Consider the following 18518-nt stretch of genomic DNA (forward strand, 5'->3'; position numbering starts at 1 on the left):
CGCCGCACGGTCGGGCCTCATGCCAATCGGGATTAGCGCGCGATCTGGCGCTATTTCAGTTCCAATCTCAACCATCCGCTCAGTTCGTCGCACATAGGGAGACCTCCGCTACAGCAGCTCGGGGAGCGTTCCGAGGCGCGAGCATCCCCTCGATCTTTCGGTCCAAATACAACAGGCTCGGGCCCCCTTATTGAAATCCACTCATCCTCACAAGTTATGAGTAGGTACTTGGTACCAGAGTCGCAGGCCAGCACAGCGATGCTGCTGCCCCGCCGATCCCGTTCGTCGGCGACGAGAGCAAGCCGATCAAAATCGAGCTGCTGCGCGAAGTTGCAGAATGCGATCCTCGCCCCGGTCGGATCACGTGTCGATCGGGGTCTCATTTCCTACGACGCGGCTCGGCGCTTGCCACCAACACCTAGTTCAAGCGGTGCCGGAACATCCATGCGGCGATAGGCATCGTCACCGCCGCAATGGCAACCAGCGCCAGCATGTCCGGAAGCAGCGCATTTAGGCCCGCCCCTTCAAGATAGACTCCACGGGTAATGTGAATCGCATATTTCAACGGATTGATCATCGTGGCGTATTGCAAAACCTCCGGCATGTTGTCGGTCGATGACATCAACCCGGACAGCAGCATGAACGGCATCAGGAAGACGAAGCAGAGGATCATCGCCTGCTGCATGTTCGATGCAATGGATGACAGGAACAATCCGAAGCCGATGGCGGCGGCAAGGAAGAGGCTGAGCCCGAGATAAAGCGTCAGGAACGAGCCGGCAAAGGGGATCCGAAACCAGAACAGGGCCACCAGCAGGATAGTGGATGCCTGGGTGATGCCGACGACCATCGAGGGCACAGCCTTGCCGACCATGATCTCGGTCGGGGTGAAGGGCGCCACAAGCAGCTGGTCGAAGGTTCCTTCCTCGCGTTCGCGCGCGACGGACATGGCAGTCAGCATCATCGTCATCAGCATGGTGATCGTTCCGATGAGCGAGGGGACCATGCTCCATCGCGTTTCCAGCTGCGGATTATACCAAGCGCGGGTCGTGACCCTGACGGCACTCCCAGAACCTCCCTTCTGTGCAAGCCAATCGGATGTGAAGTCGCCGACGATGGTATTGACGTAGCCTTGCGCAATGCCGCTGGTGTTGGAATTCCTGCCATCCGCGACGACCTGCACAGTACCGGGGACGCCCGCTTCCAGCTGCCGCTCGAAATCATGCTCGATGACGATAATCAGGACGGCCTGCTTGGTGTCGAGCAGCCTCACGGCTTGGCCCGTCTGCGTCAGCGTCGCCACTCTTTCGAAGATGCCGGACCCTTCGAGCTTCGCGACGAGGTTTCTCGACGTCGCCGTCCTGTCCTGGTCCACGAGCGCATAGGGGACGTTGTTGAGATCGTAGGTGGCGGCATAGCCGAAGATCAGGCATTGCAGGATCGGCGGCACCACAAGGCTCGCCCGGCTTCTCGGATCCTTCAGGATCACGAGAAGTTCCTTTCGGATGAGGGTGAGGAGGCGCAGAAGCGACGCGATGAACATCTTTATGCGATCCTCTTGCGGGTCATGCGGACGGCGAGCGCCAGGAGCCCCGTCGCCATGCCGGCGAGCACCGCCGCATTGGGCAGGATGACGCTCCAGATATTGCCGGCGAGAAACAGGGTCTGCAGCAGGGTGACGAAGTACCGACCGGGAAAGATGTAGGTGATGATCTGCACCGCCAAGGGCATGCTCCTCGGATCGAACATGAAGCCAGAGAGCATCATGGCCGGCAGGAAGGTGGCGAGAACCGTGATCTGGCTGGCGATGAACTGGCTCTTGGTGATCGAGGATATCGCAAGCCCAAGTCCCAGCGCTACTAGAAGATAGAGCATGGATACGATGGTGAGCACCAGCAGCGATCCGCGAAGCGGCACGCCGAAAAGCAGCCGGCTTCCGACGACGCAGAGTGCCAGGCCCGCCAGCCCGAGCACAAAATAAGGAACCGTCTTGCCAAGCAGGATTTCGGTCGAGCGGACGGGCGTCACGAACAGCGCCTCGAAGGTGCCGCGCTCCCACTCCCGCGCCATGACGAGGGCGGTGAGAAGCGCGCCGATCAGCGTCATGACGAGAACGACGAGACCCGGCACGAGAAAATAGCTGCTGTCATTGGCTTCGTTGAACCAGAGCCGGGATTGGATCGCCACGCCGCTGCCGGTGGATGCGCCCTGGCGCGATGCTTCCTTCGCAGCCCAGACGCCGACCGCTGCTTCCGCATAGCTGAGCGAGATACGGGCGGTGTTGGCATCACTGCCGTTGACGACGACCTGGACCTCACCATTGCCCACGGCGGCCTTGCGGGCAAAGCCGGAAGGGATCCGCACGATCGCTCTTGCCTGCGATGATAGAAGCATCGCTTCGGCCTCGGCCATCGTCTTGACGGGCTTCGGAGAAAAATAGCTGGAGAGCTCGAAGGTGGACGCGAGCCCACGTGCCTCGGCCGAGTTCTCCTCCATGACGATGGCAACGGGAACATTCTTGACGTCGAGATTGATGCCATATCCGAACAGGATCAGCAGCGCCACCGGCATAACAATGCCGATCGCGATGCTGCTCGGGTCGCGTAAGAGCTGCCAGGTCTCCTTGCGGATGAGCGCGCGGATGCGGCGCAAGGCCGCGCGCAATCCTTGGCCGGGATGTTTGACGGGTTCGCTCATGCAGCCTTCTCCGCTTGTCTGTGGCGTTCCTTCTCGACGATCGCGATGAACGCCTCCTCCATGGTCGCTGCCGTCTCGCCTTGCGCACCCGCATGGGAGCGGATTTCGACTGGAGTTCCCTCCGCCAGATTGCGGCCGGCGTCGAGGATGATAATCCGGTCGCAATACTCGGCTTCTTCCATGAAGTGCGTCGTGACGATGATGGTGACCCCCTGCTCCGACAGAGCGGTGATCCGCCCCCAGAATTGCCGCCTGGCGAGTGGATCGGCGCCGCTTGTCGCCTCGTCGAGAAAGAGAATATCCGGCTCGTGCAGCAGGGCGGCGGCAAGCGCCAGCCGCTGCTTGAACCCGCCTGGCAATTGCCCGCTCGGCAGTTTTGAAAACTGGCCCAGTTCGAACTGGTTCTTCAGGGAGTCGATCCTCTCCTTCCTGTGCTTGCCGCGCAGCCCATAGGCGCTTGCGAAGAACTCCAGGTTTTCGTCGACGCTGAGCTGCCCATAGAGCGAAAATTTCTGCGCGACATAGCCCAGCCGCTCCCGCGCCTTCGCGCCCGCCGTCAGCAGATCGGCGCCGGCGACCATCAAGGTTCCGTCGCTGGCCGGCAGCAGGCCGCAGAGCATCCGGAATGTGGTGCTTTTGCCGGCACCGTTCGGACCGAGGAGACCATAGACCTCGCCCTTGCGGACACTGAAGCTGACACGGTCAACGGCGGTGAAATCTCCGAATTTGCGGACGAGGTCGCGAACCTGCACGATCGTTTCGTCGCCGTTGCGCTTCTCTGCGGGCTGAACGACGTGCGTCTGGCGCTCTCCATCGCCGGCAACAGCGGCAAACAGCATCATGAAGGCATCTTCGAACCGCGGCGCGACGCTTTCGGTGTCGTGCTTCGTCTCATCCAGCTGCAGCGGCTCGTCCTTCTGGTCCGGCTTACGCACGATCCGAACGCGCCCGGCTTCGGGAACGGCATCGACAATGCCAGGCAGTGCGAAGAGGCGGGCCTGCAGCGATCTTGCGGTCATGCCCTCGGGGGTATCGACCATAAAGCAGCATCCCTCTGCCTTCGCCGTGATCTCGGCCGGTGGCCCCTGATCGAGGATTTTTCCCGCATGCATGAGCACGGCATGCTCGCAGCGCTCGGCTTCGTCGAGATAGGAGGTTGCCACGATCACCGACAGCCCGTCCTCCTTTATGAGCCTGAAGGCGATGTCCCAGAGCTCACGCCGCGACAGCGGATCGACACCGACTGTCGGTTCGTCGAGAAGCAGCAGTTCAGGCGCGCGCACCAGAGTGCAGGCAAGACCAAGCTTCTGCTTCATGCCGCCGGACAATTTTCCCGCCGGCCTTTGCTTGAACCGCCCAAGCTGCGTCATCTCGAATAGGCGTGGATAGGTTTCGTCGCGCTGGGATTGCGTCACGCCATGCAGATCGGCGTAGAGATCGAGGTTCTCCTGAACACTCAGATCTTCATAGAGGCCGAACCTCTGCGGCATGTAGCCTATGCGATCCTGGACCTGCTGCGGCTCCCTCGCGACATCGACGCCGATCACCTGCAGATTGCCCTCATCCGGAGCGATAAGGCCGCATGCCAGACGCAGCAATGTCGTCTTGCCGGCGCCATCCGGACCGACGAGCGCCGTCAGCGCTCCCCTGCGAACGTCGAGCGAGACATCGGCGAGCGCTTCCACCGTTTCTCCAGTGTTCCGGCGAAACGTCTTGCGGAGATTGCGTGCTATCAGCGACAGATCGATGTCACTCATGGCATCCTCGTCTATTGCTGCGCGGTTGCAAGTTTCGCCTGCTCGCCCGGAAGCGGTGTCACGGTTGCCGGCATTCCCAGGCGCAACATATTGTTGGGATCGTCGACGAAGACCCTCACCTCATACACAAGGCTGGTGCGCAGCTCCTCCGTCTGCACCGATTTCGGCGTGAACTCGGCAACCGAGGAAATGAAACCGACCCATCCGGGGATCGTTTGCCCCGGAAGCGAATCGACAGTCACAGAGGCTTTCATGCCGGGGCGGAGCATGCCGAGCTGGGTTTCGGAGGCATAGGTGCGCACCCATTTCGGGCTGAGGGTTGCAAGCGAGAAGGCAGCGCGGGTCGGCGAGGCCATCTCGCCGGGTTCGATCAGCCTTGATTGCACGATCGCATCGACAGGCGCCTTGAGCTCGGCATCGGCGAGTTGCTGATGCAGCAGCGAGACATTGGCTTCGGCCGCATGAAGCTGCGCTTCCGCCTCGTCGATATCTTCCATGCGCGAGCCGACGACGAGCAGGTCCAGCGCCTTCTGGTTCGAGACGACCTTCGCGTCGGCGACGGCCGCCGCCGAGCGGGCCTCGTCCAGAGCCTGCTGGCTGACAACGGCCTTCGGTGCGAGCGCGTTCTGGCGTTCGAACTGGGCACGGGCATTGACCGCCTCAGCCTTGGCGGATTCGAGATTGGCGCGCCCCTGGGCGATCTCTTCGGGACGGCTGCCGTTCTTCAGACGCGCCAGATTGGCGCGCTGGCTTGCTGCCTGCGCCTCGGCCTGAGCAACCTGCGGCTGGAGACGGCTGGTATCCAGCCTGGCAACTATCTGGCCTTTCTTGACTTGTGCGCCTTCTTCGACAAGGACTTCGGCAACGCGTTCGCTGCCGTTGAAGGCTAGGGTAAGCTGCCGGAAGTCGACGTTTCCATAGAGAACGAGTGCGTTGGAACCGTCGTCCCGATGGAGATACCACCAGGTACCGCCGGCTGCGGCGATCACGAGGATCAAGATGACTGAGACGCGCTGCATGGTTTATTTGAACTCCAAACGAGATGCCGGCTCTAGTGAGGCGAACGACGATCTAAAATCGATGCGTGCCCGATTATAGCACTTGTGAAATTAAAATTTCAATTTAATCTTTGAATGAATGGAAAGGCAGAGAGAATGGTCGAGAGCAACAGACGATCATCGCGCTCCAAAGATCGGCAGGACGGCGCGGCAACGCGGATGAGCCTGCTCGAGGCAGGAGGCGCGGTCTTCGCCGAGCTCGGATTCGACCGTGCGACGGCAAAGGAAATTGCTCTCAGGGCGGGCACGAATGCCGCAGCGGTCAACTACCACTTCGGTGGCATCGAGGCCCTATATGAAGATGTTCTCGCCGAAGGCCATCGTCGACTCATGAGCTACGAAGTGCTTGCGCACGCAGTGGCAGCGGATATTGCCGCCGAGGAAAAATTGCGCCGGCTCATTGGCCTGCTGGTCAAGGTCGTGCGGGCCAACAGCGAGAATTCCTGGCCGGCGAAGGTAATCGTCCGCGAGCTCATCGCGCCAACACCCCATATCGACAAGCTTCGTCGTGAAGAGATAGAGCCGAAGAAAGCATTGCTGTTCGGTGTCATCGCCGAGATCATCGGCGTCACCCCGGATCACCCGTTAGTCGCACAAGCCGCACTTTCCACAATGGCGCCTTGCTTCATGATGCTGGTGGCCGAAAAACGCGTATCCGAAATCATTCCAGCACTCGGCAGGGAAATGACGACGGATGAAGAGCTGGCGGAGCGGCTGTTTCGCTTCACCCTTGGCGGTCTCGCACAGCTCTCCACGTCCGAGAAAGCGTCGGGGTCAATGGATGCTACGAATTGATCCGCATGGCGATAGGCCGAACGAGGGCAGCGTGACCGCTATCTTTTCCCACAGTCGAACGATCGGCCGCTGCTGCCCACAGACTTCGGCTAGCGGTTGCACCCCGGCGCAATCTCCTTTGTCTTCGTTTTTACGACCCGGCTAACCTTGCTGCCGAACGCTAACCCGCATCGTGCCCATAACGCATTTGCTAATGGTGATGAAACGCTCCTTGACGACGACGGCTGCTCGCCCCGCGTGGTGAAGGCTATCCTAGGCTCCCTCAGCGGCAGACTTTTGTATCGCTCGTATTGATTGACCGGTTTGGGGTCCATAGTAGACTGGCTGCTCTTGAGAGGCAGAAGCTGCGATGCGAGCACTAACCCCGTCAGCTGCTTCCGAGATCCCATCGAGCTCGCCGATATCGACCAGATCGCCAAGGATGGAGCGCAGTTCCGGCCAGGGGCTTTCGCCTGGGGTGGTGCCGGGGTCTTCCCATTCCACGAGGGAGTGCAGTTTTGCCGCGACACCGGCGATGGTGCGAGCCGGGACCTCCCATAGGCGCTGTGCGGCCTCGAGCTCCGCATGCATGACATCCAGTTCCTCCTGATGCGCCCGACTGTAGCCGAGCTGGTCATCTGCCGCCTGCCATTCCACACGCAACTTGTCGAGCCGGGCTTTGGCGCGCTTTCTCGCGTCCATCATATGCTCCCCAGGAAGAAGAGCGTCGATTTCATCGTCGGTTGACGCGAACGCGGAAGCCTCATCGCCGGTAGTGGCTAGATCTATGATTGGGGCGCTGCCGACCATCGCAAGGAGACGCGTTTCCATCGCCTGCTGTTTGACAGACAGAGCTTCGCGCCTCTCATGCAGCATAAACCACTCGCTCCATAGCGTCAGTGCGGCATCCCCGTGCGGTTCTGCGCCGGTTGCAAGTATGTGGCGTTGCATGATTTTTGATAAAGTTCTGCTATTCCCAGAATCACCCATGATTCGAGCTCCGAACAGCTTGATTGTGGTTAGGTGCGGACACAGTAATGGCCATCGGCGGAGGGAAACTCGCGACCTGTGACGCGAGAGCCAGACAGATCAGCACGACGGCAAGGATCAGCGCAGTGGCCATATCTCCGGCCGTTTTCAGGTCTTTGGCGGAGACCCGCCAACCATCGAGTTCACGCTCGCTCACCCGCTTCTGGATCGCAACCCGCAGCCGGCCGGCTGCGACGGGATCTTCTGCGTTCTTACGGACGTCGAATTGCATCCGGCATGCCTCGATACGCGGGCGAGCCGAACCGCAGTCATGATCTATCGTCGCTATGGGTGAACAAGCTCCGACGCAGGCATTCGCTATCCTCAGCTTAGCTTGCGCTCCGCTCCCCACGATTCTTCTGACGGCAACGAGCAAGGCCATCAGAAACTCTGCCGTTTCACTGGGGACATCGTCATTCACCTCCTGCGACCTCACCTGCCCGCCAATCTCCCGAAGTAAAGAAATTCCGATTCAATGCTGATCCGAGGCCCCTGGAACGCGAGACGAGTGCCGCCCCAGGTCCGCAAAACTAAGGCTACTACCTGCGGTTCCTTCATCGTCGCCTTTCATGGTCTTATAATACGTGGTTTTATGAACTGTCAAATGTTGTGTTTCCGAAATGGATGCGCGGCAGCGAGTGGCACTGAATCTGAGACGATTGCGGGTCTTGCGGGGAATCTCGCAGGACAATCTCGCGCTTGAAGCCAATGTCGAACGCGCCTATGTCGGCTATCTCGAACGCGGCAGTAAAAACCCGACGGTCACAACGCTTGAAAAGATTGCAGAAGCGCTGTCTTGCGATATTTCGGAGTTCTTCGTTCCGCTGGCGGACGATCTCGTCACAATGAAGCCGCTCAAGAGCGGGAGAAAGCCATCGCGTGGCTAATGTTCACTTTCGCCGCCCCTCGAGTTTGGCAAGCACGATTCGATCAGGTTGATGTCCGCACACCGTTCACCTAACCTCTGCCCTCTCAGATGCTCCCGCGCCTGGCGGCGACTAAACAACGCTGTTTGATTGACGAAGTCGTCAGAACCATAGATCCCTGCACTTCCATTTAATTCTGAGATTCCCGACTCGACGACTTCAGGCCAATACTCGGTCGCTTATTTGAGAATGGGTATTTTGACGATCGCGTCACCCCACCATCGAAATCGACAATCCTGTCCTCCGTCCCAGAAATAGCAGCGAGACTATATGTACATTCGACCGACAATCTCCCGAGATGAAGAGGCGATAGTTCACCTTTGGCATCGCGGCTGGCACGACGCCCATGCCGATTTGGTTCCTCCGGAAGTCCTGTCTTACCGAACGAAGAGCCATTTCATCATCTGGTACAGGGAAGCGCAGGATACGTTTTATGTTGCGCAATCAGGCGAGAACCTAGTAGGTTTTGTTTCCTTGAAGGGGCCAGAGGTCGTTAAGCTCTACGTCGACGTGGGCGCCCGAGGCACAGGTGTGGCGTCTACCCTGTTGAATTTCGCGGAGCAGACATTGCGGCAGGGTGGGATTCTGGAGGCAGAACTTCTCTGCACTACGGGTAACGCTCGAGCTGAACGTTTTTACCTACGACAAGGTTGGAGCCTTCTTGATACGTTCGACGATGCTCTCTGGGCACCAGCGGCAGTCAGCCAGAAGTTTGTCGTCTCCACCCGTCGCTATCGAAAAAGTCTGAGCGCCTAGACTAAACTTGCCAATCACGAGACGTAAAGGCTTGCACGCTGGGAACACCTGTCTCAGTTGGCGTCCGCGACAGTGTCGGCCCGACCGCACCCCCGATCTTATTGCCGTCGGTATAGCGCAGCGGCACATGTATCTCGTCTACATCGGCGAGTATTCAAACTCACCACAAGGCCAAGTGAACCACAGCACTTTATTTTAGTACTGTTGCATTTTTACAGTATTAACGAGCGAGCAATTCCATAATTATTTGTTAACTATTTCCAGGGGGAGGGAAATCCATTGAAGCGACAGATGATTTTCATTACTGGCTTGACCCTGACTTCAGGATGTACGTCAGTTCCGAATTTGGATGTAGACAACGTTAAGGTAATTTCCCAGCTCTCAAATATAGTTGAGTGTGAGTCTCTCAATATTTTCAGGAATCTCGACAAGAAAGCCGTCATCAGTCGTGATCGCTGGCTCTTGACCTACACGATCACGTCAAAAGCTGAAGAAACGGCCAATGTTGGCGCTGATCCACTCGGGTGGATTGTTCCTGCACATATCGACAAACTCGTCTTAAACGGACGGGCGTCGATCAAACGGGATGCAACCAGAACCGGGAGCGTTGAGTATAATCTTCGCCTTAATAAGAAAGATTCAACGGCTTGTGATGAGAAAGCAAAGTCTCGCATCACTGTTGCACCAGCCGACTTCAAACTCCGTGAATGGACAAACCAGCTGCTGGCCTCAAGCGCTCGGCCCGACACGTTTAGCTATACCATTGATGTTGTCGTCACAAAAAGCGCCTCCTTTGGCGCAGATATTGCCGACGGTCATTTCTCTGGCTCACCAGGGGTAGACGGTACGCGACAAACCACCCAAACGGTGGAGTTCAATTTCGCAGAGATTCCGGACAAAGTTCCTGCGGATGTCTATGTCACCAATTTCCCGAAGCGACCGTATCTCTTGGTGTCGCCTGTCGGCAAAGACGGCAAGCACTCACTTGAGGATTTCAACAAGGTCCTTCCAGAGGGTCAGCTAATCATGCCTTCGTCGCCTGCCCGCAAGGTTCAGCCGCAGCTCGATATTGAAAGAGCCAAAGACCTCAACCGACTGCAGCGGACGCAAAATCGGCTGGATAGTCTAACCAAGGGCTTGGAGTGAGAGGATGGGGTCCCCGCTACCGCACCGACAATTGCTGGAGCCGTTGACCCGCATCGCGATGTGACCCCACGCGCAAATGCACCTTCTATGGCTTACTATGTGGATCGGCACCCGGCGCTGTCGTGGCTTGGATTGCCTTGACTGACGAGGTTCTGCTTGTCCCGAACCATCGGCTGGGTTCGACAGCGGACGAGTTTAATGAAAATTCCGGCTCTTCACCTTCAGCCTATCGATATGCAGGTCGAGAACATAGATATCCCTCGGCCTGACGGCACGCTTCGGACTTTCCCGCGGATCTGGCCCACCTCCATGGGTAAAGTAATCCGCCCTGGTCAGGGGCAGCGTGAATGACTGATCGCGATCGGCAAGCCCTGACAGATCGGAAGACAGGTCGAAGAGCTGCTGCGCGACGAGATGGACGACCTCCCCTTCCCGCTGAATGCGGCCATTGATTGCCATCAACGAAGCCCCGAGAAGAACCCGCCGGCGGCGTTCGAACAATGTCGGCCAGACGACGACATTTGCCGGACCTGTCTCGTCTTCGATGGTGAGGAACATCACGCCTTTGGCACTGCCGGGTCGCTGTCGCACAAGAACGAGACCAGCCGCCATCAGCCAACGCCCGTCGCGGGCACCCATGGCCTCGGCACAGGTGACGATACTCCGTTCAGTCAGATCGTGACGCAGAAAGGCGATCGGATGCTCGCGCAGTGTCAGCCCGGTATGGCCGTAATCCTCCACAACGTTGTGCCCTTCGGTCATCTGCCGAAGGGCGACTTCCGGCTCTTGCTGCTCGGCGATGGCTCGAGCCTCCCGTTCAGATGCGGCAGCAAAGAGCGGTAGCGGCTCGTCCCGGAGCGCCTTGATCGCCCAGAGCGCATCCCGACGCTGGAGCTTAAGGGACGGCAGGAAGGCATCGGCATCGGCAAGTTCTACCAAAGATGCGGCAGGCACACCGGATCGCCGCCACATGTCGTCGACACTCTCGAAGGGGAGATCCATGCGAGAGGCGGTGATCCGCGCGACATCGGCTTCTGCCAATCCGCGTACCATGCGCATACCCAAACGAACGGCATGGCGCTCGCTGCCTTCGACGGATTCGAGTGTGCAGTCCCACCGGGACCGGTTGATGCAGACAGGCCGGACCTCCACCCCATGCCGCTGGGCATCCTGAACAATCTGTGCCGGCGCATAGAACCCCATCGGCTGCGAATTCAACAAGGCTGCACAGAATGCGTCCGGGTGATGCCACTTCACATAGCTTGATGCATAGGCAATCAGGGCGAAGGACGCAGCATGGCTTTCCGGGAAGCCGTAGCTGCCAAACCCTTCGAGCTGACTGAAGGTCTTCTCGGCGAATTCCGGCGTATAGCCATTTCCGACCATGCCGGAGACGAGCTTGTCCTTGAACTTGGAGACACCGCCCGTGAACTTGAAAGTCGCCATCGATTTGCGGAGTTGGTCGGCCTCGCCACCGGTAAATCCCGCACAGACCATCGCGACCTTCATTGCGCTTTCCTGGAACAGCGGCACCCCGAGCGTCTTGCCAAGCACGGCTTCAAGTTCGGGCCTCGGATACTCGACTGTTTCCTTACCCTCGCGCCTGCGAAGATAAGGATGGACCATGTCGCCCTGGATCGGACCGGGCCGGACGATGGCGACCTGGATAACGAGATCGTAGAAGGTCCGGGGTTTCATCCGCGGCAACATCGACATCTGAGCCCGGCTTTCGATCTGGAAGGTGCCAAGCGTGTCGGCCTTGCGGATCATCGCATAGGTCGCCGGATCCTCCTGCTCGATGTTTGCGAGGTCCAGGTCGATGTTCTTGTGCTCCCGGATGAGAGCGAAGGCCTTCGACATGCAGGTGAGCATGCCGAGCGCCAGGACGTCGACCTTCATCATCTTCAGCGCTTCGACATCGTCCTTGTCCCATTCGATGACCTGCCGGTCCTTCATGGTCGCAGGCTCGATGGGAACCAGATCATCCAATCTGTCATGGGTGAGCACGAAGCCGCCCGGATGCTGGCCAAGGTGTCTCGGAGCACCCATGAGCTGCTGAGCAAGTTTCAGCGTCAGGACCAGACGGCGATCGTCCGGATTGAGGTTCAACTCCCGGACATTCTTGTCACTGATCTCGTCCGACCAGGACCACATGCCCGACGACAAGGCCTTGATGACATCCTCCGGCAGTCCCAGCGCCTTGCCGACATCGCGGATCGCCCCTTTCGCCCGATACCGGGTGACGGTGGCGCAGAGCGCTGCCTTGTCATGCCCGTAGGTCCTGTAGATCCACTGGATGACCTCTTCCCGCCGTTCGTGCTCGAAGTCGACGTCGATATCGGGCGGCTCGTCTCGCTCCTGGGACACGAAACGCTCGAACAGAAGGTTATTGGTTTCGGGGTCAATCGAGGTGATGCCAAGGATATAGCAGACGGCACTGTTGGCGGCCGAGCCCCGTCCCTGACAGAGGATGCCCTGGCTGCGGGCATAGCGGACAATGGAAAACACCGTCAGGAAATACGGTGCATATTTCATGGTGCGGATGAGATCAAGCTCGTGCCGGATCACCTTCAGCACCGATGGCGGCAATCCCTCCGGATAGCGGTTCGGGATGCATTCCCGGACATAGTGCTCCAGGGATTCCTGGGCAGACTTGCCCGGCACGATCGCTTCCTCCGGATACTGATAGGTCAGCTCCTCCAGCGAGAACCTGCAGCGCTCGACGATCTCCATCGTTCGCCGCAGCGCCTCCGGATATCGCGGAAAGAGACGCTCCATCTCGTCCGGGGTTTTTAGGAAACGGTCTGCATGCCTCTCACGCTCGAAACCGACCTCATCGATCGTCGTGTTGTTGCGGATGCAGGTAACGACATCCTGAAGCTGCCGGCGGCCGGGCTCATGGAACAGCACGTCGTTGGTGACGACCGTCTTCACCTGGAAATGCGCCGCCAGATTGGACAGTTCGTATAGCCGCATCTGGTCGTTCGGCCGTCTGCGAAGACAGAGCGACAGATAGGCACGATCGCCAAAGATGTCGGCGAGCTTCCTAAGCTGGACGGCACAGGTCTCGTCGGCAAGATCGGGCACAAGGATTCCGATCAGACCTTCGGCATAGAGAGCCACATCCTCGATGTGGAGAATGCAGTTGTCCTTGCCACCTCTGGATTTCCCCAGTGTCAGCAGCCGGGTCAGACGGGAGTATGCGGCGCGGTCGGTGGGGTAGACGAGGATCGACATGCCATCCTGCAGATCGAGGCGGCAACCGACGACCAGACGCAGCCCTGTCGTCCGCGATGCTTCCAGCGCCCGGACGATCCCGGCAAGGCTGTTGCGATCGACGACCCCGAGTGCCTCGATCCCCAGCATCTTCGCCGTCGCAAACAGTTCGTCGGCAGAGGATGCTCCGCGCAGGAAAGAGAAATGGGTGGTGACCTGCAGCTCGGCATATCTCATGCGAAGATCCCGTGCAGAAACCAGCGATGCGATCCCGTCTCCGGATCGATGCCGTCACCGTTGCGATAGATCCAGAAGCGCTCACCGCCTTCGTCCTCGATCACGAAGTAATCGCGCACTGCCGAGAGTTCGCTGTCACGCTTCCACCATTCCCCAAATATGCGCTCCGGGCCATCGGCACGCTTCACACGACGCCGCTTGCCGCGCCAGGTGATGCTGGCGGGTGGATGGTCCGGCAAAAGTGCGATGGCTTCGATCCGATCCGGTTGTGCCAGAAGCCGCACGGGCCGAGGCCAATGATGCACCCAAGACTCCACGACGTGTTCAACCGCGGCCGGGATACGCCGGATGCTGCGTTCGGGAACATCGGATGCGACCGGCGCCATCCGGTAGACGCGCTGCCCACGATTGCCGAAGATGTCGATCAGCGGCGTGATGTCTCCGGCGCTGTCATCGACCAATGAGGACGACCGCTGCTCGTCGGCAAGCGGTTCCGTCATGACGGCAACGAGCGTCAGCTTCTCGATGCCGAAACCCGGTTCGATCTTTTCGGTGCGATCCCGAAACAGCTTCGTCAGCCAGGCAACATCACGGGCTGGCTTCGCTGTCCCCGCCCGAATGGCCTGCCTGATACCATCGACCTTCTCGACGATGAGGTCGGTCCGTCGTACCCCGAGCCCCTTGCGCTGCAGCTCGGCGACAAGCTGCACGATCAGACGTCCGACATATTTGTTGATGGTCTCCGCTGCGCCGATCGGTTCGGCAAAGGAGCGACTGACCTCGATCAGGTCCGGCGTTCGGATCGGATCAATCGGTTCCGATAGCCGACCGAACATCTGGTCGAGCCGCCTGCCGATCTCAGGACCGAAGCGAAGAGCCAATGGTGCGCGCGGCGTTGCCGACAGCTCGCCGATCGTCTTGAAACCCAGCGTTCGCAGATCCCCGACGATCTTGTCCGCCAACCGCAGCCGGGAAATCGGTAGATGTTCGACCGCGCGAAAGGTCTCTCCAGGCGGGATGATGACGATCTCGCGGTTGATGGCACGGGCGCAAGCGTGAGCCGCACCCCAAGTGTCGGCGATCGCCACATGGGTCGCAAGCCCCCTCGCCCGGAACCGGTTGGCAATCCCGGTCAGCATCGGCAACTCGCCACCCTGCAGATGATCCGCACCTTCCGTATCCATGACGATCCCGTCGATACCGTCCATGGCGACAATCGGAGAATATTGCGTAAGCGCCCACAGCGTGATCCGCTCGAGTGCGGTGGCATCGGCTGCGGGATCAGCGTCGATCATGAGAAGGCCGCCGAACAGGGCCTGTGCCTCGGCCGCTTTCATGCCGACGCGAACGCCCACCTTCCGTGCCATGGCGTCAGCCGCCGACACCCAGCGTTTGGAGCCGCTCCTTGAAATGACGACAACAGGCTGTTCAGGCGATATGGCGGGATCCGCCCGCCTGATCCTGTCGGTCGGAAGGTCCGATAGATAGATGGATACGACCCGAGGCATCACACGCTCCAACGATAAACTCGGCGCATTCGCCTGCTTTCACTCTCATCAATTCCAGGAACCACCTGGCGCGGCCGACACCTGGAACTGGCAATTCTTCCGACGGCAGCAGGCTGACCCGCCAGCGTGTCGTCGATGCCGTCGGCTGCCCGAAATCACTAGCTTCCGTCTGCCTGCGCCAGCGCCTGACGGCCAAGCCTATCGTTCCCGTCTTCTCGGCTGCCAATTGCAGGCGGCGCGACGCCACCATCGGCAGCCGGACGATCTCGCCGACGACGGCTCCAAGCCCGCCAAAGGCCAAGGCTTCTTCCATCGAGGCCAGGACATCCTCCTCCTTGTCGGCCTCGACGAAGACGACCCGGTCCGGATGGAGGCCTGCTTGGGCCAGCGCCGGAAAGAACAGGTCCGGCCGGGTAAGGCACCAGACGATCTTTCCCTTCGTCCGTGCTGCAATTCCGGCAACAAACAGCGCTGCAGCGGCACCATCGACGACGCCGGCCCCGCCGCCGGCGAACTCGTGCAGAGCGCCATAGGCAAGGCCGCCGCCGGGAAGAACGGCGTCGATCTCAGGAACTCCGAAGGGCAAATAATCTGCTTTACGTCCGACAGGCCGCTCGAGCGCGGCGATGCTGGTACGAAGATCCGATATGACGTGCTCGCGGGCAGCCGCCATTATTCACGCAATCCTTTCGGTTCGTGGGGTGAAAAAGCGCGACCTGATGTCGTCACAAATGACTATGTTCCCGTTCTGTTCTTAATCCAGGACCAAGTCAAGATGGGTCAAAACAGGAATTTATTCCCTTAGTTTTAGGGGATTCAAAATTGCAGAGATGAATCAGCGCTGTAGCCACAGAAGGAGGCGACAATGCTATCAAAGAAATCTATTTCCAGCGGGGGAGAAAAAGAGGCGCCGCTCCGATATCATCGATGCAACACCTAAGTATAAGTGTGAACGGCCTAACTTCCTTACTCATCGGCAAGCACATAAATCACAAGAATTCCGCCTGAGCCGGTATCAAGGCGACCGTTTAGTATTGAACTACATCGAACTTCGTGATCCCGGCCACCAGCGACTTTTGCCCCGTCCTTCGCTCCGCCTCGGGAAGCAGCTGCAATCTGCATGTCTCTTGGTGATTTCGATCATCGGAAAACGGACTCCGATTAACGACGTTCTGCGAACTATGGCGCGAGGCATTCCTCGCAGATGCCGCAGCCATCTTCGTCGATAAAGGACCGCGAGCGACCACAACAAAGGCAGGTCCGCGAACTCTCGTCGAATAGGTCGTCCCGCTCCGGCGGCAGGATTTCGATTTCGGCGGCGGCGATCTGTTTGAGGGCGTCGTCTTCCATCTCGAGTGCTCCAGGTTCGAGGTCTCATTTGAGATGGTGAGATCGCCGTGGAATACAAGGTGCCCGGCGCTATGCGCCTGTGTCGGCCGAGGTCGATTTCCGCAAGAATATGCAGGTCCGCGCAAGAACGCGCATGGTTTGTCGAAGGGGATCGGCTATAATTGACCCAAAGACCGGATTGCAGGGCCTAAATGGATCAGATACTCGCCATACGAACTTTCGTGCGCGTCGCCGAAGCCGGATCCTTCGCGAAGGCAGCAGACGGAATGAACCTACCGCGGTCGTCCGTAAGCAAACTGGTGCAGGACCTGGAGGCTCATCTTGGAACCAAGCTCGTTGAGCGCACGACAAGATCGGTGACGATGACCACGGAGGGCCTTGCCTATCACGAGCGCGCCCTCCGGCTTCTTGCCGATCTCGATGACATGGACGGCACCGTCGGCGGCTCCCGCAGCATGCCAAAAGGAAGGCTGCGGGTAGATATAGGCTCCGTACTGGCAAACGAGATTCTCATTCCCTCCCTTTCGGATTTTCAACGTCAATATCCCGACATCAATCTCATGCTGGGAGTCAGCGACCGATCCGTCGACCTGATCGGCGAAGGCATCGATTGCGTGATACGCGGCGGTTCCCTCGCAGATTCCACGATGAAGGCGCGAAAGCTTTGCGAACTGGACTACGTGCTTTGTGCGGCGCCAGCCTACATGGAAGGAAGAGATCGGCCGCTACATCCAGACGACCTCCAGGGGCATCGAGTCGTCAGTTATTTCTCGGCGTCATCCGGCAAGCGATTTTCGCTTCGCTTCAAGCACAGAGATGAACGAGCCGAACATGTCCCGGCATCCAGCGGGATATCCGTCAACGAAAGTACGGCGCATCTCAATGCGCTGCTCGCCGGATTAGGAATCGGACAAAGCTTCGGGTTCCTTGCAAGACCGCATATCGAGAATGGTTCCCTGGTCGAGCTGCTGCCCGACTGGAAGCCAGAAAACCACACCCTGCATCTCTTGTATCCCGCCGATCGGTTTCCGAACCCTCGGCTGCGAGCCTTCGCCGATTGGGCAGGGAAGGTCTTCGAACGCTTCGACGCCAGGGTTAGGGCGGGCGGACCATCCACTCCCATGGATAATGTCTCCATGACGAGCGCCTTCCCGCTGATGGAGTAACCCACTAACTTCTTCACATCGGACGGCGACGACAGGCAGGGAGCCAACGCCCATCCCCGAAAGATCCAACGCTTCAACAGACCGCACATTCGGGCTGAGCCCTTTCGTGCGCTCAGCATCAGGAGAGTAAGATGACCAACAGACTCGCAAACAAAATAGCCGTCGTGACCGGCGGCACGAGCGGCATCGGCCTTGCCACGGCAAAGCTTTTTGCTTCGGAGGGCGCGCAGGTCTATATCACCGGGCGCCGCAAGGACGTTCTCGACGCCGCAGTCGCCGAAATCGGCGGCAACGCGACGGGCGTCCAAGCAGACTCTGGAAATATGGAGGATCTGGATCGTCTGTACGACCAGATCAAGGCGACGCACGGGCGCATCGACGTGCTCTTCGCCAATGCAGGCGGCGGCAGCATGCTTCCGCTCGGCCAGATCACTGAAGAGCACTATGACGACACCTTCGGTAGGAATGTGAAGGGGGTCGTATTCACTGTCCAGAAGGCCCTTCCACTTTTGAAAGAAGGCTCGTCCGTTATCCTCACGGGTTCGATCGTCGGTATAGAGGGCAACGCCAATTTCAGCATCTATTCAGCGTCCAAGGCTGCAGTACGCAATCTCGCCCGCTCCTGGATCCTCGACCTCAAGGGTAAAGGCATCCGTGTCAACGTCGTATCGCCGGGACCGATCCACACTGCCGGACTGGTCGAGCTTGCCGGCGACGACAAGACGCAGCAGCAGGGCCTTCTTGACTACCTTGCCTCGACCGTTCCGCTTGGTCGCGTCGGCGAGCCCGAAGAGATCGCAAAAGTTGCCCTGTTCCTCGCGACGGACGAATCGAGCTTCGTTAATGGCGCCGAAATCTTCGCCGACGGTGGCAAGGCACAGGTCTAATCCTTCAACCGGAG

General features: G+C 59.1%; 16 protein-coding genes. 6 read left to right on the forward strand and 10 right to left on the reverse strand.

Annotated features, from left to right (window positions below; genetic code table 11):
• Positions 1-418 precede the first annotated feature (418 nt).
• From ACIQJ2_RS32680 to ACIQJ2_RS32695, 4 genes are read right to left on the reverse strand one after another with little or no spacing between them, the layout of a single operon-like run.
• Positions 419-1540 carry an ABC transporter permease gene (locus ACIQJ2_RS32680; protein ID WP_400675274.1) on the reverse strand — a complete coding sequence of 374 codons (1122 nt, stop codon included), beginning with the start codon at positions 1538-1540 and terminating at the stop codon, positions 419-421.
• Between the two features lie 2 nt (positions 1541-1542).
• On the reverse strand, positions 1543-2694 hold the full coding sequence (locus ACIQJ2_RS32685; RefSeq protein WP_400675271.1) for an ABC transporter permease: 1152 nt from the start codon (positions 2692-2694) through the stop codon (positions 1543-1545).
• Positions 2691-4451 (reverse strand): ATP-binding cassette domain-containing protein, encoded by a 1761-nt coding sequence (locus ACIQJ2_RS32690; protein ID WP_400675269.1) that lies wholly within the window; start codon positions 4449-4451, stop codon positions 2691-2693. Before ACIQJ2_RS32690 ends, ACIQJ2_RS32685 begins: the two co-directional genes overlap by 4 nt.
• Before the next feature lie 11 nt (positions 4452-4462).
• Complete coding sequence (locus tag ACIQJ2_RS32695; protein ID WP_400675267.1) at positions 4463-5470, reverse strand: efflux RND transporter periplasmic adaptor subunit; 1008 nt, start codon at positions 5468-5470, stop codon at positions 4463-4465.
• A gap of 135 nt (positions 5471-5605) precedes the next feature.
• On the opposite strand from ACIQJ2_RS32695, the gene ACIQJ2_RS32700 reads away from it, so the two are divergent.
• Positions 5606-6304, forward strand: coding sequence for a TetR/AcrR family transcriptional regulator (locus tag ACIQJ2_RS32700; RefSeq protein ID WP_400675264.1), 699 nt, complete (start codon positions 5606-5608; stop codon positions 6302-6304).
• Positions 6305-6556: 252 nt separating this feature from the next.
• Here ACIQJ2_RS32700 and ACIQJ2_RS32705 read toward each other — a convergent pair whose 3' ends face one another.
• Together ACIQJ2_RS32705 and ACIQJ2_RS32710 are read right to left on the reverse strand one after the other, a co-directional pair.
• Positions 6557-6985 carry a hypothetical protein gene (locus ACIQJ2_RS32705; RefSeq protein ID WP_400746699.1) on the reverse strand — a complete coding sequence of 143 codons (429 nt, stop codon included), beginning with the start codon at positions 6983-6985 and terminating at the stop codon, positions 6557-6559.
• Between the two features lie 280 nt (positions 6986-7265).
• Positions 7266-7544, reverse strand: a complete 279-nt coding sequence (locus ACIQJ2_RS32710) for a hypothetical protein (RefSeq protein WP_400675259.1) — start codon at positions 7542-7544, stop codon at positions 7266-7268.
• Positions 7545-7950: 406 nt separating this feature from the next.
• Between ACIQJ2_RS32710 and ACIQJ2_RS32715 the strand changes: the two genes are divergently transcribed.
• The 3 genes from ACIQJ2_RS32715 to ACIQJ2_RS32725 all read left to right on the forward strand — a co-directional run bounded on the left by ACIQJ2_RS32715 (position 7951) and on the right by ACIQJ2_RS32725 (position 10140).
• Positions 7951-8199, forward strand: a complete 249-nt coding sequence (locus ACIQJ2_RS32715) for a helix-turn-helix domain-containing protein (RefSeq protein WP_400675256.1) — start codon at positions 7951-7953, stop codon at positions 8197-8199.
• Between the two features lie 309 nt (positions 8200-8508).
• The gene (locus tag ACIQJ2_RS32720; RefSeq protein WP_400675254.1) at positions 8509-8994 is read left to right on the forward strand and encodes a GNAT family N-acetyltransferase; all 486 of its coding nucleotides are present in this window, start codon (positions 8509-8511) and stop codon (positions 8992-8994) included.
• Positions 8995-9285: 291 nt separating this feature from the next.
• Positions 9286-10140: a hypothetical protein gene (locus ACIQJ2_RS32725; RefSeq protein WP_400675252.1), complete on the forward strand. Its 855-nt coding sequence runs from the start codon at positions 9286-9288 to the stop codon at positions 10138-10140.
• A gap of 195 nt (positions 10141-10335) precedes the next feature.
• Here the strand turns inward: ACIQJ2_RS32725 and ACIQJ2_RS32730 are convergent, their stop codons facing one another.
• From ACIQJ2_RS32730 to ACIQJ2_RS32745, 4 genes are all read right to left on the reverse strand, one after another.
• Positions 10336-13593 (reverse strand): error-prone DNA polymerase, encoded by a 3258-nt coding sequence (locus ACIQJ2_RS32730; RefSeq protein ID WP_400675250.1) that lies wholly within the window; start codon positions 13591-13593, stop codon positions 10336-10338.
• Positions 13590-15101 (reverse strand): Y-family DNA polymerase, encoded by a 1512-nt coding sequence (locus ACIQJ2_RS32735; RefSeq protein WP_400675248.1) that lies wholly within the window; start codon positions 15099-15101, stop codon positions 13590-13592. The genes ACIQJ2_RS32730 and ACIQJ2_RS32735 overlap by 4 nt, the downstream gene beginning before the upstream one ends.
• Positions 15022-15774 carry an ImuA family protein gene (locus ACIQJ2_RS32740; protein ID WP_400675246.1) on the reverse strand — a complete coding sequence of 251 codons (753 nt, stop codon included), beginning with the start codon at positions 15772-15774 and terminating at the stop codon, positions 15022-15024. Before ACIQJ2_RS32740 ends, ACIQJ2_RS32735 begins: the two co-directional genes overlap by 80 nt.
• Positions 15775-16280: 506 nt before the next feature.
• The gene (locus tag ACIQJ2_RS32745; protein WP_400675244.1) at positions 16281-16451 is read right to left on the reverse strand and encodes a hypothetical protein; all 171 of its coding nucleotides are present in this window, start codon (positions 16449-16451) and stop codon (positions 16281-16283) included.
• 191 nt (positions 16452-16642) lie between these two features.
• On the opposite strand from ACIQJ2_RS32745, the gene ACIQJ2_RS32750 reads away from it, so the two are divergent.
• Positions 16643-17617 carry a LysR family transcriptional regulator gene (locus tag ACIQJ2_RS32750; protein WP_400675241.1) on the forward strand — a complete coding sequence of 325 codons (975 nt, stop codon included), beginning with the start codon at positions 16643-16645 and terminating at the stop codon, positions 17615-17617.
• Positions 17618-17748: 131 nt separating this feature from the next.
• A complete protein-coding gene (locus ACIQJ2_RS32755; protein WP_400675239.1) occupies positions 17749-18504 on the forward strand; it encodes an SDR family NAD(P)-dependent oxidoreductase in 756 nt (251 codons plus the stop codon).
• Positions 18505-18518 lie beyond the last annotated feature (14 nt).

The sequence above is a fragment of the Rhizobium sp. NPDC092011 genome, assembly GCF_044756305.1.
Lineage (GTDB): Bacteria > Pseudomonadota > Alphaproteobacteria > Rhizobiales > Rhizobiaceae > Rhizobium.

Coding starts and splice junctions, on each gene's coding strand:
- ACIQJ2_RS32680 (WP_400675274.1), bottom strand. CDS start 1,540: ATGTTCATCGCGTCGCTTCTGCGCCTCCTCACCCTCATCCGAAAGGAA.
- ACIQJ2_RS32685 (WP_400675271.1), bottom strand. CDS start 2,694: ATGAGCGAACCCGTCAAACATCCCGGCCAAGGATTGCGCGCGGCCTTG.
- ACIQJ2_RS32690 (WP_400675269.1), bottom strand. CDS start 4,451: ATGAGTGACATCGATCTGTCGCTGATAGCACGCAATCTCCGCAAGACG.
- ACIQJ2_RS32695 (WP_400675267.1), bottom strand. CDS start 5,470: ATGCAGCGCGTCTCAGTCATCTTGATCCTCGTGATCGCCGCAGCCGGC.
- ACIQJ2_RS32700 (WP_400675264.1), top strand. CDS start 5,606: ATGGTCGAGAGCAACAGACGATCATCGCGCTCCAAAGATCGGCAGGAC.
- ACIQJ2_RS32705 (WP_400746699.1), bottom strand. CDS start 6,985: ATGGACGCGAGAAAGCGCGCCAAAGCCCGGCTCGACAAGTTGCGTGTG.
- ACIQJ2_RS32710 (WP_400675259.1), bottom strand. CDS start 7,544: ATGCAATTCGACGTCCGTAAGAACGCAGAAGATCCCGTCGCAGCCGGC.
- ACIQJ2_RS32720 (WP_400675254.1), top strand. CDS start 8,509: ATGTACATTCGACCGACAATCTCCCGAGATGAAGAGGCGATAGTTCAC.
- ACIQJ2_RS32725 (WP_400675252.1), top strand. CDS start 9,286: ATGATTTTCATTACTGGCTTGACCCTGACTTCAGGATGTACGTCAGTT.
- ACIQJ2_RS32730 (WP_400675250.1), bottom strand. CDS start 13,593: ATGAGATATGCCGAGCTGCAGGTCACCACCCATTTCTCTTTCCTGCGC.
- ACIQJ2_RS32735 (WP_400675248.1), bottom strand. CDS start 15,101: ATGCCTCGGGTCGTATCCATCTATCTATCGGACCTTCCGACCGACAGG.
- ACIQJ2_RS32740 (WP_400675246.1), bottom strand. CDS start 15,774: ATGGCGGCTGCCCGCGAGCACGTCATATCGGATCTTCGTACCAGCATC.
- ACIQJ2_RS32745 (WP_400675244.1), bottom strand. CDS start 16,451: ATGGAAGACGACGCCCTCAAACAGATCGCCGCCGCCGAAATCGAAATC.
- ACIQJ2_RS32750 (WP_400675241.1), top strand. CDS start 16,643: ATGGATCAGATACTCGCCATACGAACTTTCGTGCGCGTCGCCGAAGCC.
- ACIQJ2_RS32755 (WP_400675239.1), top strand. CDS start 17,749: ATGACCAACAGACTCGCAAACAAAATAGCCGTCGTGACCGGCGGCACG.